The sequence below is a fragment of the Salinisphaera sp. T5B8 genome (assembly GCF_040361255.1).
Lineage (GTDB): Bacteria > Pseudomonadota > Gammaproteobacteria > Nevskiales > Salinisphaeraceae > Salinisphaera.
Genome location: NZ_APNG01000010.1, coordinates 117462 through 131932, shown reverse-complemented (window position 1 = coordinate 131932; position 14471 = coordinate 117462). Strand labels below are relative to the sequence as shown.

11 protein-coding genes are annotated in these 14471 nt (G+C 61.9%); 9 read left to right on the top strand and 2 right to left on the bottom strand.

Translation table 11 applies throughout. The features are described 5' to 3' along the window. The first annotated feature begins 28 nt into the window (after positions 1 to 28). Positions 29 to 364 (top strand): MGMT family protein, encoded by a 336-nt coding sequence (locus T5B8_RS10750; protein WP_353160180.1) that lies wholly within the window; start codon positions 29 to 31, stop codon positions 362 to 364. Between the two features lie 66 nt (positions 365 to 430). Here T5B8_RS10750 and katE read toward each other — a convergent pair whose 3' ends face one another. Next, complete coding sequence (gene katE, locus T5B8_RS10745; RefSeq protein WP_353178682.1) at positions 431 to 2602, bottom strand: catalase HPII; 2172 nt, start codon at positions 2600 to 2602, stop codon at positions 431 to 433. Positions 2603 to 2782: 180 nt separating this feature from the next. Here katE and T5B8_RS10740 point away from each other — a divergent pair, with 180 nt between their 5' ends. The 8 genes from T5B8_RS10740 to pip all read left to right on the top strand — a co-directional run bounded on the left by T5B8_RS10740 (position 2783) and on the right by pip (position 12488). Continuing rightward, entirely contained in the window at positions 2783 to 3550 is a 768-nt protein-coding gene (locus T5B8_RS10740) for a 3-hydroxyacyl-CoA dehydrogenase (RefSeq protein WP_353178619.1), read from the top strand. Between the two features lie 69 nt (positions 3551 to 3619). After that, positions 3620 to 4966 (top strand): PQQ-dependent sugar dehydrogenase, encoded by a 1347-nt coding sequence (locus T5B8_RS10735; protein ID WP_353178617.1) that lies wholly within the window; start codon positions 3620 to 3622, stop codon positions 4964 to 4966. A 572-nt stretch (positions 4967 to 5538) separates the two neighbouring features. After that, positions 5539 to 6696, top strand: a complete 1158-nt coding sequence (locus tag T5B8_RS10730) for a TAXI family TRAP transporter solute-binding subunit (protein ID WP_353178615.1) — start codon at positions 5539 to 5541, stop codon at positions 6694 to 6696. 84 nt (positions 6697 to 6780) lie between these two features. Beyond that, positions 6781 to 8784, top strand: coding sequence for a TRAP transporter permease (locus tag T5B8_RS10725; protein ID WP_353178614.1), 2004 nt, complete (start codon positions 6781 to 6783; stop codon positions 8782 to 8784). A gap of 13 nt (positions 8785 to 8797) precedes the next feature. Beyond that, positions 8798 to 9469, top strand: a complete 672-nt coding sequence (locus tag T5B8_RS10720) for a 3-oxoacid CoA-transferase subunit A (RefSeq protein ID WP_353178612.1) — start codon at positions 8798 to 8800, stop codon at positions 9467 to 9469. Beyond that, the gene (locus tag T5B8_RS10715; protein ID WP_353178611.1) at positions 9466 to 10107 is read left to right on the top strand and encodes a 3-oxoacid CoA-transferase subunit B; all 642 of its coding nucleotides are present in this window, start codon (positions 9466 to 9468) and stop codon (positions 10105 to 10107) included. The genes T5B8_RS10720 and T5B8_RS10715 overlap by 4 nt, the downstream gene beginning before the upstream one ends. 22 nt (positions 10108 to 10129) lie before the next feature. Further along, positions 10130 to 11449: a hypothetical protein gene (locus T5B8_RS10710; RefSeq protein ID WP_353178609.1), complete on the top strand. Its 1320-nt coding sequence runs from the start codon at positions 10130 to 10132 to the stop codon at positions 11447 to 11449. A 61-nt stretch (positions 11450 to 11510) separates the two neighbouring features. Then, positions 11511 to 12488, top strand: coding sequence for a prolyl aminopeptidase (gene pip, locus T5B8_RS10705; protein ID WP_353178607.1), 978 nt, complete (start codon positions 11511 to 11513; stop codon positions 12486 to 12488). 882 nt (positions 12489 to 13370) lie between these two features. Here the strand turns inward: pip and T5B8_RS10700 are convergent. Next, positions 13371 to 14366: a diguanylate cyclase gene (locus tag T5B8_RS10700; protein WP_353178605.1), complete on the bottom strand. Its 996-nt coding sequence runs from the start codon at positions 14364 to 14366 to the stop codon at positions 13371 to 13373. Between the last annotated feature and the right edge of the window lie 105 nt (positions 14367 to 14471).

Genomic DNA, 14471 nt, shown 5'->3' with positions numbered 1-14471 from the left:
CCCTGTAAAGCCGACGCACGCGACTGATATGCCCGATTCACACGACCGCCAAGCCGGCGCCGACAATGCCTACGCTGCCGTGTTCGACGCGGTACGCCGTATTCCAGCGGGCCGCGTGACCACTTATGGACGTATCGCGCGTTTGATCGGCCGCCCGCGTGCGGCGCGACAGGTCGGTTACGCCATGCATCGATGCCCCTCGGGTCTGCCCTGGCATCGTGTCATCAACGCCCAGGGACGTATTTCGTTGCCCGCTGCCAGCACGGCCGCGCTGGCACAGCGGCGGCGACTCGAAGAAGAAGGGGTGGTTTTTATCGGCGGCAAGGTGGATCTCGACCGCTTCGGCTGGCCGGACCGGGACTGACAGCCAAAAAAAGGCCCGGCAGAAAACCACCGGGACCTTGCTTTACATCGTCCAACGCACGTTCGATCAGGCCGGCATTTCGTTGGCCTTGTCGTTGCGTGCCCATACGCGATGCTGGCCGAGGTGTTCGCAGAACTCACCAAAGACATCCTCGACGCGCTCGCCGACGATGACGCCTTCTTCGCTGCTATCGAGCCCGGCGGCTTCCATCAGTTCACTGCCCTGCGATACGGCCGCAATCACCTTGAGATGCTTGTAGGCCTCTTGCAGGTAATACAGGCTCAAGCCCGATTTGCGCAGGCGCTTGATGCTTTCTTCGCCACCCGCGACGATCACGGCATCCATGGTCACCGACGGCAAGCCGTTGAGCATCGCGTCCGACTCGATGGTTTCGCCGTTGGCGGCCTTGAGCGGTGCCATGCTCGGGGCAATCACGAAAGCCATCGCGCCGCCTTCGGTGAGCTTCTCCTTGAGCTCGGTGATTTTGCCGGCATCCACGCCGTCGGCGGCAAGAATCGCAACCTTCCGGTGCTTGATATCGCCGGGAAGACGCGCCATCAGACTCAGTGCTTCGGATTTTTCGGTACGGCCACGCCCATATTCCTCTTCCGAGGCAGTGGGACCGTCCGGTACTTCCACGCCGTGCATTTCGCCGACGGCCTGGGCGAGATCCATGGAGATATTGGGCAGCATCCACTGAATGATGCGCTCGCGGATATAAGGACGCTCGACCTTGGACAGTTCGAAGGTATACGCCTGGATGATGTGTTCCTTTTCCACATCCGTCTGGCTGTTCCAGAACAGGCGCGCCTGCGAGTAATGATCCTGGAACGAATCACTGCGCCCGCGAATCTTGTGCGCGTCGACCTTTTCGTTCACCGATTCGAAACCACCACGTTCCGGGCCGGACGCGGTTTCGCTCGGATACCCGCCATCGATCGAGTTCGGCTCGTAGGAGGCCTGACCGGTATTGATGGTCTGGCGATGCATCGAATCGCGCTGGTTGTTGGCGAACGGACAGACCGGACGGTTGATCGGAATCTCGTGGAAATTCGGCCCGCCCAGACGCAGCATCTGGGTATCCAGATACGAGAACAGCCGGCCCTGTAGCAGCGGGTCGTTGCTGAAATCGATACCCGGCACGATATGCCCGGGCGAGAACGCCACCTGTTCGGTTTCAGCGAAATAGTTGTCCGGGTTGCGGTTGAGGGTGAGTTTGCCAATCATCTCGACCGGCACTTCTTCCTCGGGAATGATCTTGGTGGCATCGAGTATGTCGTAGTCGAAGCTCATCTCGTCTTCTTCTTCGACCACCTGAATGCCGAGCTCCCATTCGAGCACGTCGCCGTTCTGGATGTCCTTCCACATCTCGCGACGGTTGAAGTCCGGGTCGCGCCCCCAGAGCAACTGGGCTTCGTCCCAGATCAACGAACAAGTACCGGCGATCGGTTTCCAATGGAACTTGACGAAGCGTGATTTGCCCTCGGCATCGACCAATCGGAACGTATGCACGCCGAAGCCTTCCATGAAGCGATAATGTCGCGGAAACGCGCGGTCGGACATCGTCCACAGAATCATGTGCGCGGTTTCCGGCATCAGCGAGACGAAATCCCAGAGCGTGTCGTGCGCCGACTGGCCCTGCGGGATTTCGTTATGCGGCTCGGGTTTGACCGCATGCACGAAGTCGGGAAACTTCATCGCGTCCTGGATGAAGAATACCGGCATGTTGTTGCCAACCAGGTCCCAGTTGCCTTCCGAGGTATAGAACTTGGTGGCGAAACCACGCACATCCCGAACCGTATCGTTCGAGCCGCGTGAGCCTTGAACGGTGGAAAAGCGGGTGAACACGGGTGTAACGGCATCGCGAAACACCGCGGCCTTGGAGTACCGCGCGGCATTCTCGTAAGGCTCGAAGTAACCGTGAGCGGCGGCACCGCGTGCATGCACGATACGCTCGGGGATTCGCTCGTTGTCGAAGTGGTTCATCTTTTCGCGAAAGATGAAGTCTTCCATCAACGTCGGACCACGTTCGCCCGCCTTGAGCTGATTATGGTTATCGGCGATGCGTACACCCTGGTTGGTACGCAGATCCTGATCGGTGGCATCCATGCGGTCGCGTGCCAGATCCTTGCTCTTAGAATCGCGCTTGAGCTCGGGGTTGGCGCTTGCGGGACCGCGATTGGACTCGGTGTGTGGATTCTTGCTCATGAGATCCTTGTGTGTCGGAAAACGACGAATCGGCCGACTCAGTGGACCACCGGCAATCGGGAGGTGCTATCCGCAATCCTTCGCTCAGGGAATATGCGCACGCACCCGCGATAACAGCGTGACCTTGCCGGGGTGTGGCACCCACCAGCTGGCCCGGTGGTAGGCTTTCGTACGAGAACATCGAACCAGAACAACTCGAGAGGAGAAGCCATGCAGATTACCGAGCGCTGTTTTCTGATCACCGGCGGCGGTTCCGGGCTGGGCGCAGCAAGTGCGCGCATGCTGGTTGAAGCCGGTGCGCGTGTCGTGCTTGCCGACGTCAATACGAACGCCGGGCACCAAACCGCCGAGGCGCTGGGCGATGCCGCACGCTTCGTTCACTGCGATGTCACCCGCGAAGAAGATGGCAAGGCGGCGGTAACCGCCGCGCGCCAGCATGGCGGCGCGTTGCACGGGCTGCTCAACTGTGCCGGTATCGGCATTCCGTCGAAGGTGCTCGGCAAGAACGGCCCACACGATCTAGAGACTTTTTCCAAGGTCATCCAGATCAATCTGATCGGCAGCTTCAATATGATTCGTCTGGCATCCGAAGCGATGGCCCCCGGCGAAGGCCAGGCCGACGACGAACGCGGCGTGATCATCAATACCGCCTCGGTCGCGGCCTTCGAGGGCCAGATTGGCCAGGCGTCATACTCTGCGTCCAAGGGCGGTATCGTAAGTATGACCCTGCCGATCGCACGCGAGCTCGCCCGTCATGGCATTCGTGTGATGACCATCGCGCCCGGTATTTTCGACACCCCAATGATGGCCGAGCTGCCTGAGGAGGTACGCGATTCGCTGGGCAAGATGGTGCCGTTCCCGCCCCGCCTCGGCCAACCGGAAGAATATGCACGGCTGGCTCGCGACATCATCGAAAACACCATGCTCAACGGCAGCACCATCCGTTTGGACGGCGGGATTCGCATGCAGCCGAAATAGGCTCCAAGCCGATACGGTCGGTGTGGTCTTGCGCTAGAGTACGACGGTTACCCTCGCCGCTGTAACGCCATGGCCCGCACCGCGCTTTCCCGTATCTTTATCGCCGCTTTCGCCACCCTGGTCGCCGCGGGTTGCGGGCATGAAGCCCGCCTGTCGGTCGAAGAAGGCATGGGCCCGAACCCCACGCTGCCCGAGCCCGAAAGTTCGTTCATTCCGACGGTCAATATTGCTAAGGCCAACCGCTGGGCCGAAGGCGAAAAACCGAATCCCGGCCCTGGACTGACGGTCAATGCCTTTGCCGAGGGGCTGGACCACCCACGCTGGCTCTACGTACTTCCAAATGGCGATGTGCTCGTCGCCGAAAGCAATGCACCCAAGCGCCCGCAGGATGCCACCGGGCTTACCGGCTGGGTGAAGAAGAAGGTCATGGCACGCGCCGGCGCCGGCGTGCCCAGTGCCGATCGAATCACGTTACTGCGCGATACCGACGGCGACGGCCGCGCAGACGAGCAGCACGTATTCCTCGACGACCTGTTTTCGCCGTTCGGCATGACCGTTATCGACCACACTCTCTATGTCGCCAATACCGACGCAGTGGTGGCCTTCGACTACACCGACGGTGCCGACCGCATCGACGCCCCGGGGCGTGAACTGGTCAAACTGCCGGCCGGACCGATCAATCACCATTGGACCAAGAACGTCATCGCCAGCCCGGATGGCGCAACGCTGTATGCAACCGTGGGTTCCAACAGCAATATCGGCGAAAACGGCATGGCAGCCGAGCAAGGTCGCGCTGCGATCTGGGAGATCGACCCGGAGAGCGCGGAACACGATATTTATGCCAGCGGCCTGCGCAATCCCAACGGCCTGGCCTTCGTACCCCAGCCCGACGGCGGACACACCTTATGGACGGTGGTCAACGAACGCGACGAAATCGGAAGCGATCTGGTACCGGACTACATGACCTCGGTCGAGGACGGCGGCTTCTACGGCTGGCCGTACAGCTACTTTGGCGACCACGTCGATACGCGCGTCGAACCGCAAAAGCCGGAGCTCGTCGCGAAAGCGATCAAGCCCGACTATGCGCTCGGCCCGCATACTGCGTCGCTGGGCCTTTATTACAGCCGCGACAACGCGCTCGGGGGCGACTTCGCCAACGGTATGTTTGTCGGCCAACACGGTTCCTGGAACCGCAAACCGCGTAGTGGCTATCGCGTGATCTTCGTACCATTCGACAACGGCGCACCGGCCGGCGCGCCACGGGTCGTTCTCGATGGCTTCATACAGAACGACGAGGCCAAAGGTCGGCCGGTCGGGGTCGTGATCGATACGGCCGGTGACCTGCTGGTGGCCGACGACGTGGGCAATACGGTCTGGCGCGTGTCGCGAAGTGGTGCTGCAAATCCCGCGCCGTAACCATTGTCGCCGACCTGCGACCCGCTGTTTTAGCGCGCTAGACCTGTCTGGTCCATTGCATCGGCCAATTCATACCAAGGTATAACCTTCCACCCCCGGAAGCACCTATAAATTCATCGCCGCCACCGCCGGCAAAGCCTGTGTTTGCTGTGAATACTTGGTCCGACAAAGGCTTCGTTCGCTAGAGTAAAATTGCGTTTCGATAAACTGCATGTTCGTCGCGAAGATAGTGCTTGCCTATACAGAACTATGATTTAAGCAATAGAACCGGCCCTGCGACATGGACAATCGCTCCCGCCTTTAACCCCACCATGGCCAATCATCTCGGGCCTTTAGCGCGCTTACAGCGACTGCGATCGACGATTCGACCAGGGCACGTCCGCAAACCTGTATTTCGTTATTTTGTCCCGCGCGGGTTACACGCTCCATTTCAGGTTCGCGTTGACCACGCGCCCACGCACGCATACGCTTTGCGACCAGATGTTCGCTATGCAGTCGCATCGAGCACGCACAGCGATTCGGTCGACGACTGAGCCGCGTGCGAACGAAACAATAATCAGTGGAGAAACTACATGCGCCTGAAATCCACGCTTCGCGCGTTCTCACCCCTGCTCGTGACCGCGGCTCTCGGTCTGACGCATGCAAGCGGCGCGATCGCCGCCGATGACAGTGCGCCGGATCTGCCGCGTTCGATGACCTGGTCGTCCTACGACGTCGGTTCTGCCGGCTATGCCGAAGCTTCCGCCATCGCCGATGCGTTCGGACGCAAGTACGGCACCCGTATTCGTATCCAGCCCTCCGGTTCGGCTATCGGCCGGCTGCAGCCGCTGCTGACCAAGCGCGCCGAAGTCGCCTATCTGGCGACGGAAGCCTTCTTTGCCTCGGAAGGCGTGGCGGATTTCGCCGATCGCCGCTGGGGTCCGCAGGATCTCCGTGCGCTGGCCGGCCGGCCCTCCTCGTTCGGTATCTTCACCGCGGCGGACGCCAATATCCGCACCATGCAGGACCTCAAGGGCAAGCGCTTTGCCTATGTCGCCGGCAACCCGTCGATCAACCTCAAGTGCGACGCCCTGCTGGGCGCGGCCGGGCTGACGCGCGACGATGTCGATGCACGCATGTTCCCGACCTATAACGCCACCATGAGCTCGCTGGCTCAGGGCAAGGCCGACGCGTCCTGCACCACCACCACGCCGAGCCAGCTCTATGAACTGGCCGAATCGCCGCGCGGCATTCACTGGCTGGAAGTCGACCCGGACGACAAGAAAGCCTGGGGCCGTCTGCGCCAGATCGCACCGTTTCTCCAGCCCTACACCGAGACGGTCGGCGCCGGCCTGAGCGAAGACAACCCGGTCAATATCTTCGCCTATCGCTATCCGGTGCTCACCGTGCGCGCCGATCAGGATGAAGATTTCGTCTACAACTACCTCAAGGCGTTCGACGAAACCTATCCGATGTACAAGGACGGCACGGCGGTCATGAACCGCTGGAAGCTGGACAAGGCCGGCACCCCGCCGATCGATGTGCCGTTTCACCCGGGTGCGATCAAGTACCTGAAGGAAAAAGGCATCTGGACCGACGAGATGCAGGCCTGGAACGACAAGCGCCTGGCCCGTCTGGAAGCGCTGCAGGCCGCCTGGAAGAAGGCCGTTGCCGAGGGCGAAGGCAAGAGCGACGAAGCCTTTGCCAAGATCTGGGACAACTATCGGCAGCAGGCTATCGACTCGCTCTAGTCGATAGCCGCCGCAGCACGACCGGCCGGCCCTTTTGCCGGCCGGTTTTTCGTTTCACGTTCACCGAACTCCGAAGAGGTCGCCATGGCCACAAATACGCCGTCGGCCACCGAGATCAGCCTGGAAACGGACAAGGAAGCCAGCCGCCTGCGCGGTGTCTCCTACTGGACCGTCATGGCGCTGGGCACCCTCGGTCTGCTGCTCACCATCAATCAGACCTTCACCCTGGGTCTGTTCGGCTTTCAGCCGTTGGGCAACTCGTTTCTCTATTACCTGATCGGCCTGTTTCTGGCCGCGACCTTCCTCTACTTCCCGGCCTGGTCCGGCGCCAAAAGCGGCGTGCCGTTGTATGACTGGGCGCTGGCCGTGATCGCCATCGTGCCCGCGGTCTATCTGGGCCTGCACGGCCTCGAGATCATCCAGCAGGGCTGGGATTTCAGCGCCCCGATCGAGGCCACGGTGGCCTCCGGTGTGATGCTGGCACTCATTCTCGAAGGCACGCGTCGATGCGGCGGCCTGATTCTGGTGCTCGTAGCGCTGCTGTTCGGCTGTTACCCGCTATTCGCCGATCACATGCCCGGCTTTCTCTGGGGTACCCAGTACGGCTTTGGCGAAACCCTGCGCGCTCACGTGCTGGGCGTGGAATCGGTGATCGGCATTCCCATGCAGGTGGTCGCCAATCTGATCATCGGCTTCGTGGTCTTCGGCGCGGCATTGACGGTGACCGGCGGCGGCGATTTCTTCATGGATTTCGCCATGGCGCTGATGGGGCGCAGCCGCGGCGGCCCGGCCAAGGTCGCGGTGCTCTCGAGCGGCATCATGGGCAGTCTGTCGGGCAGTGTGATCTCGAATATCCTCACTACGGGCCCGATCACGATTCCGACCATGAAGAAGTCGGGCTATCCGGCCCATTACGCCGGCGCGATCGAAGCCTGTGCGTCGACCGGCGGTACCCTCATGCCACCCGTCATGGGCGCGGTGGCATTCATCATGGCGTCGTTTTTGAACGTGCCATATGCCGATGTGATGGTTGCGGCCTTTTTGCCCGCGCTGCTGTTCTATCTGGCGCTGCTGTTCCAGGTCGATGCCTACGCCGCGCGGCGCGGGCTCATCGGCATGCCGGAATCCGAAATCCCACGCGTGGTCGATACGCTCAAGCAGGGCTGGCCCTACCTGTTCAGCCTCGCGATGCTCATCTACATGCTGCTGGTCATGCGTCTGGACGCCTATGCGCCCTACTACGCGACCATCATCTTGCTGGTGATTGCGGTATTCAAACGCAGCCATCGGCTGAACTGGGCACGCATGCAATACCTGCTGCTCAATCTCACCAGCAGCGTGGCCAGTCTGGTCTCGATTCTGGCCGGCATCGGCCTGGTCGTGGGCGGGCTGTCGTATACCGGCGTGGCCGGTGCCTTCTCGCGCGAGCTGCTGCTCTATGCCGACGGCAGTATCCCGTTGATGCTGGCCGCGGGTGCGATTACCAGCTTTGTGCTGGGCATGGGCATGACCGTAAGCGCCTGCTATATCTTCCTGTCGATTCTGCTGGCGCCGGCGCTGGTGGAAGCGGGCCTGAACCCGCTGGCCAGCCATCTGTTCATTCTCTACTGGGGCATGCTGTCCTATATCACCCCGCCGGTCGCCCTGGCCGCGATCACCGCCGCGGGCGTGGCCGGCTCCAACGCCGGGCGTACCGGCGTCTATGCCATGCGCCTGGGCAGCATTCTGTTTGTGTTGCCCTTCCTGTTCGTCACCAATCCAGCGCTGATCCTGCAGGGCGATCTGGTGCATATCCTGCTGTCGACGGTGACCGCGGTGGCCGCCATCTGGCTGGTCGCGGCCGCGCTCGAGGGCTATCTCTACCGGGTTGGTGCGATCAATCCGGTCATGCGGCTGATCGTGCTGGTGGCCGGCGCCGGCCTGATCTATCCGGAACGGGTGTCGGATGTGGTGGGCATCGCGATCATCGTCTGCGTTTATATCGCCGATGCGGTGCTCGGCGGGCGACTGGGTTCCAAGGATGCGCAACGCCTGGCCCGTGCCAAACAAGCCGAACAGGCCGCGCAACAAGCGAAAGCTTCCTCCTGAAAGGTATAAGAACATGATAGACAAGCGAGTCGCGTCCGTGCGCGAAGCGATCGCCGGCATCAAGAGCGGCGATGCCGTGATGATCGGCGGTTTCGGCAGCTCGGGCATTCCCTTCGAACTCATCGAGGCGTTGCGCCTGCACGGTGCCAACGAGCTCACCATCATTTCCAACAATGCCGGTTCGCATGAAATCGGTATCGCGACACTGCTGCGCGACCGGTTGGTGCGCAAGGTGGTGTGCACTTATCCGCGCTCGCAGGGTTCGGTCTGGTTCGAAAAACTCTATGAAGAAGGCGCGATCGAACTCGAACTGATGCCCCAGGGCACATTTGCCGAGCGCATGCGCGCTGCCGGGGCTGGCCTGGGTGGTTTCTTCACCCCCACCGGCTATGGCACCAAGCTCGCCGAGGGCAAGGAAACCCGCGAGATCGACGGCGTGGGCTATGTGCTGGAGCCGCCGCTCAAGGCCGACGTGGCCTTGATCAAGGCCCACAAGGGCGACAAGTGGGGCAACCTCGCCTACAACACGGCTGGTCGCAACTTCAATCCGGTCATGGCGATGGCCGCCGATCTGACTGTCGCCGAAGTCGAACATATCGTCGAACTCGGCGAACTCGATCCGGAGAGCGTGGCTACGCCCGGCATCTTCGTTGATCGCGTCGTCGCACAGGAGGGCATCGTATGACCCGTCTCGAACCCGCACAAATGGCCGAGCGCCTGGCCCAGGACATCCCCGATGGCAGCTATGTGAATCTGGGCATCGGCATGCCGGTGATGGTCGCCAACTACGTGCCGGAAGGCCGCGAGGTGATCTATCACAGCGAAAACGGCATTCTCGGCGTGGGCCCCACGCCAGCGCCCGGCACCGAAGACCCGGACCTGATCAACGCGGCCAAACAGTACGTCACCCTGATCAAGGGCGGCTGTTATTTCGATACCGCGGATTCGTTCGCCATGATGCGTGGCGGCCATCTGGATATCGCGGTCCTGGGCGGCTTTCAGGTCTCGGCGGACGGCAACCTCGCCAACTGGGCCACCGACAACGAAAAATATCCGCCGGCCGTGGGCGGTGCGATGGATCTATCGGTGGGGGCAAAAACCGTCTACGTGCTCATGCGCCACACCACCAAGGACGGCGAGCCCAAGATCCTGGATGCCTGTACCTATCCGTTGACCGGCACGGGCGTGGTCAGCCGTATCTACACCGATCTGGCGGTGATCGAAATCACCGAAGACGGACCGCGGGTGGTAGAACTGTTCGGCGACAACAGCTTCGAAGACGTGCAGGCCTTGACCGGCACGCGGCTGTTGCCCGCGGCGTGAACACGGGGCGCCGACGGCCACGATGAACGCTCGCCGCATCGACAACCTGCGCAGCGCGCTGGTCTATCTCACCCTGGTCGCCGGCGTGCTCGGCCTGCCGCGGCTGGCGTGGTTCGTCGGCGCGCCCGCGCTGATACTGGCGATCGTGCTCGCCTGGCCAGGGCTGAACCGGATACCGCGGGTGATCGTGTCCGCGGTGCTGGTGGCGATCGTTGGCGCCCTGCTCGTCGAGCCGGAGCTGCTCAGCGCCGGGCTGATGACTATTACACGCCTGGCAGCCCTGGTCGTTGCGGTCATGCTGCTATCGCACGCGCTCGGGCGTTCGCGGCATCTGTCGATCATCTCGGAACACCTGTTTGCCGGGCGCGCGCTCACCCGCTATCTGAGTATTACCTTCGGTACGCTGTTTCTTGCCATGCCGTTGAACTTTGGCTCGGTGAGCGTGGTTTCGACTCTCATCGGGCGCGAAATCTACAACTACGGCGATTCCGGCGGCGCGCGCAATGCCGCGCGCGCGGTGCTGCGCGGCTTTGGCTCGGCATCGGTGTGTTCGCCGTTGTCGATCGCGGTGGTACTCACCCTCACCCTGGTGCCCGGCCTGCACGGCTGGCAGCTGTTGAGCCTGACCTTTCCGTTGGCCGCGGGTTACTTGATTACCGGCACACTCTTTCGTGAACCCGAGAGCGCGCCGGTGCCCGGCCAGGCCCGCCAGCGCCCGCCGCACGTCGTGCCGTCGTGGCTGTTCTTTGCCGCCTGTATCGGCCTGATCTGTGTGTGTACCTTCGCATCGCGGGCACTTTTCGGGCTGGCCTATGCGCAGGCTGTGACCTGTAGTTGTCTGCTGGTTGTCGCGATCGGCCTGCTTGCCAGTCCCGGTGAGCGACGGCTGCCACGCATGGACAACATCAGCAACGAACTGGCCATCATCTGTGGTTCGGCGTTTCTCGGCGCGACCCTGAGCGCCTTCGTCGCCGCCGGGCTGGATACCGATTTCGACCTGCCCGACTGGGCATTTCCCGCCATCGCCTTCGGCCTGCCCTGGGTGTTGTTTGCCGGCGGCTTGATCGGGATGAATCCGCTGATTCTGGTAACCCTCGCGGGCGGGCTGTCGAGCCGGCTCTGGCCCGAGGCCGCGGGGCTGGGCCTGGCCATCGCGATGGTTTCCGGCTGGGGGCTGACCATCGCCGGCACGCCCTATTCGGCCAACGCGCTGCTCGTACAGCGCCTGACCGGTTACGACAACTGGCAGGCCACCATCGGCTGGAGCCTGGCGCTCTCCCTGCTCGCATTGGCCGTGGCATCGAGCCTGGCGGCGACGACCACGCTGGTACTCATGCCCTGATCGGGCTCGCAACGCGGGGGCCGATGATAGCCTGTGGGCTGGATTTCATTGCGCCGTACTCATGCCCGCCATAACCGATCCGAGCGACTATCGCCCGCTCTATCCCGAAATCGCGCCCTACGACAGCGGCCAGCTGTCCGTGGACGACCGGCATACCCTTTACTATGAGCAGTGCGGCAACCCGCAGGGCAAGCCGGTGGTGTTCCTGCATGGCGGGCCCGGTGGCGGCGCCGGTCCCAGCAGCCGTCGTTTTTTCGACCCGGCGCATTACCGCATCGTGCTGTTCGATCAGCGCGGCTGCGGGCGTTCTACGCCACATGCCGACCTGGTCGACAACACCACCTGGCATCTGGTCGCCGATATCGAACGCCTGCGCGAACATCTGGGCATCGAGCGCTGGCAGGTCTTCGGCGGCTCCTGGGGCTCCACGCTCGCGCTGACCTACGCACAGAGCCACCCGCAACGGGTCAGCGAACTCGTGCTGCGCGGTATCTTCATGCTCCGGCGGGCTGAAATGCTCTGGTTCTACCAGCAGGGCGCAAACGCCCTGTTTCCGGACGCCTTCGAGCCCTATCGCGACCATATTCCGGTCGGCGAACGAGGTGATTTGATCAGCGCCTACTATCGTCGTCTCACCAGCGACGACGAACAGACCCGGCTGGACGCCGCGCGTCACTGGTCGGTATGGGAAGGCGCGACGAGCTATCTCAAGGCCAGCAGCGAGGCCCTGAGCGCAAACGCGGCGAGCCGTTTTGCCCTGGCATTTGCGCGTATCGAATGCCACTACTTCGTGCACGGCGGCTTTTTCGAGCGCGACGATCAGTTACTCGAGAATATTGACCGTATTCGCGATATTCCCTGCGTGATCGTGCACGGCCGCTACGATGTCGTCTGTCCGCTAGCCAACGCCTGGGACCTGCATCGCGCCTGGCCCGAGGCCGACCTGCGCATCACCCCCGATGCCGGCCATTCGGCTTTCGAGCCCGGCAACCGCCATGCGCTGCTCGAGGCGACCGACGCCTTCCGCGACAATCGTTAGTGCGGCATGAGAACCGCTGACAAGGTCGGCTGTTTTCAATCGCTGCGCCGACGTTCGCGCCGGCTGCGCTCGCGCAGGCGAAACGAGCGCGGCCCGCGGCGTCGACGACCCGGCAGGCCGACGTCGGCCCAGGTACGGCGACATCTGCGGTTTTTCGTCTTCCACCTGAAAAAACAGTCCGCGAATGCACGCCAATAAACGCGAACGCAAGGCAGCTATGGGTTAAGAAAACAGCTAGACACGCGGCGCAAACAGCAAACCAAGCGTGTGTCGAGCGATCCGTCTTTTATGTTATTTGCGTGTCTTTGCGTTCATTTGCGGACAACCTACGCAAGAAGTCATCTATCCGCAGATTACGCCGATTACGCGGATTGATTGATGCGGCCCCGGCAGGCGGCCTTAACGCGTTGACTTTGCTGACCGTGGCCGAACCCAAAGGTCCACAGATCAACGTAGATCACACAGATCAACGCCAAGCAATTGCGGTCGTATCGCGCATGGGCCACAGCAGGCCAGCCAGCCTTCGCGAAGCTTATCTTTCGCCTTATTCGCGTGTCTTTGCGTTCATTTGCGGACAACCTGCTTGCTTGAGAAAAGCAGCGGGATTTAAGACATACGCAAGAAGCCATTTATCCGCAGATTACGCCGATTACGCAGATTGATTGAGATGGCCCGGGTGGGCGATCGACATCATTGATGGCTTTGCTGGCCCTCCCGACCGGAAAAGTCCGCAGATCGACACAGCTTACACAGATCAACGCCAAGCAATTGCGGTCGTATGGCGCATGGACCACAGCAGGCCAGCCAGCCTTCGAGCGGCCCATCTTTCGCCCTATTCGTGTGTCTTCGCGTTTATTCGCGGATTATTGCCGGCTTACGCGTCTATCGGCTGCGCCCGCGTCGCGCATGCCGGGGCGACGATGCCCGACGACGTGTCCGGGCAGTCGCCTCGCAGGCCTGGTCCCGGCCGGCATGCTTGGCGGCGAACAGGGCTTCGTCGGCCTCGGCGACCACCGCCTGGGCATCGAGGCCCGCATGCGGCACGACGACGGTATAACCGACACTGATGGTAAGTCCGTCCCCCGGCGCGTCCGGGTTTTCGAGGCCCAGCTCGCGCACGCGCGCGCACAACCGATCAGCGAAATCGCGGGCGGGTTGTGCTTCCATGCCACAGGCCACCACCACGAACTCCTCACCGCCATAGCGCGCCAGAAAATCGGAGCCGCGTTGAAAACTCTCGGCCAGGGTCTGGGCGACCTCGATGAGTGCATTGTCGCCGGCCTGGTGGCCGAAACGATCGTTGAATGCCTTGAAATGATCGATATCGATGAAGAATACCGCCAGCGATTCGCCCGTGCGTCGGCAGATCTTGAACAGCGACTCCATGCGATCGTCGAAGTGGCGCCGGTTGTAGACCCCGGTCAGGGCATCGAGCGTGACCAGTTCCTCGAGCGCCTCCTTGGCCGATTCGAGATCGCGATTACGCGCGCGCAGCTCTTCGTCGAGCAACATGCGCTGGGTGACATCCTTCTGAAAACCAATGAAATGCGTCACCGTGCCGTGCTCGTTATGAATCGGCGATACGCTCAACTCGTTCCAGAACGGCGTGTCATCCTTGCGGTAATTGGTAATGACCTGGGAAAAGCCCTGCCCCTTGGCCAGCGCCGCGCGCATTTGCTCGCTACGTGCCGCTTCGGTCCGCCCGCGCTGCAGAAAGCGGCAATTGCGACCGACCACTTCGTCATGACTGTAGCCGGTCATGCGCTCGAAGGCGGGATTGACGAAGATCAGCGGCAGGTCGTCGGCGCGCGCATCGGCGATGGTGATGCCGTCGCGCGAGTCCATCACGGCATGCTGCAAGAGCTCAAGATCGATCATGGGCCGTTTGAAGTCCACAGAGCAATAAGACAGTGAATCAATATTTAAGGCGCAATTGAATAACGGACACTACGGAGGTTGGGCGCCCCTGTTTATCGCCAACCT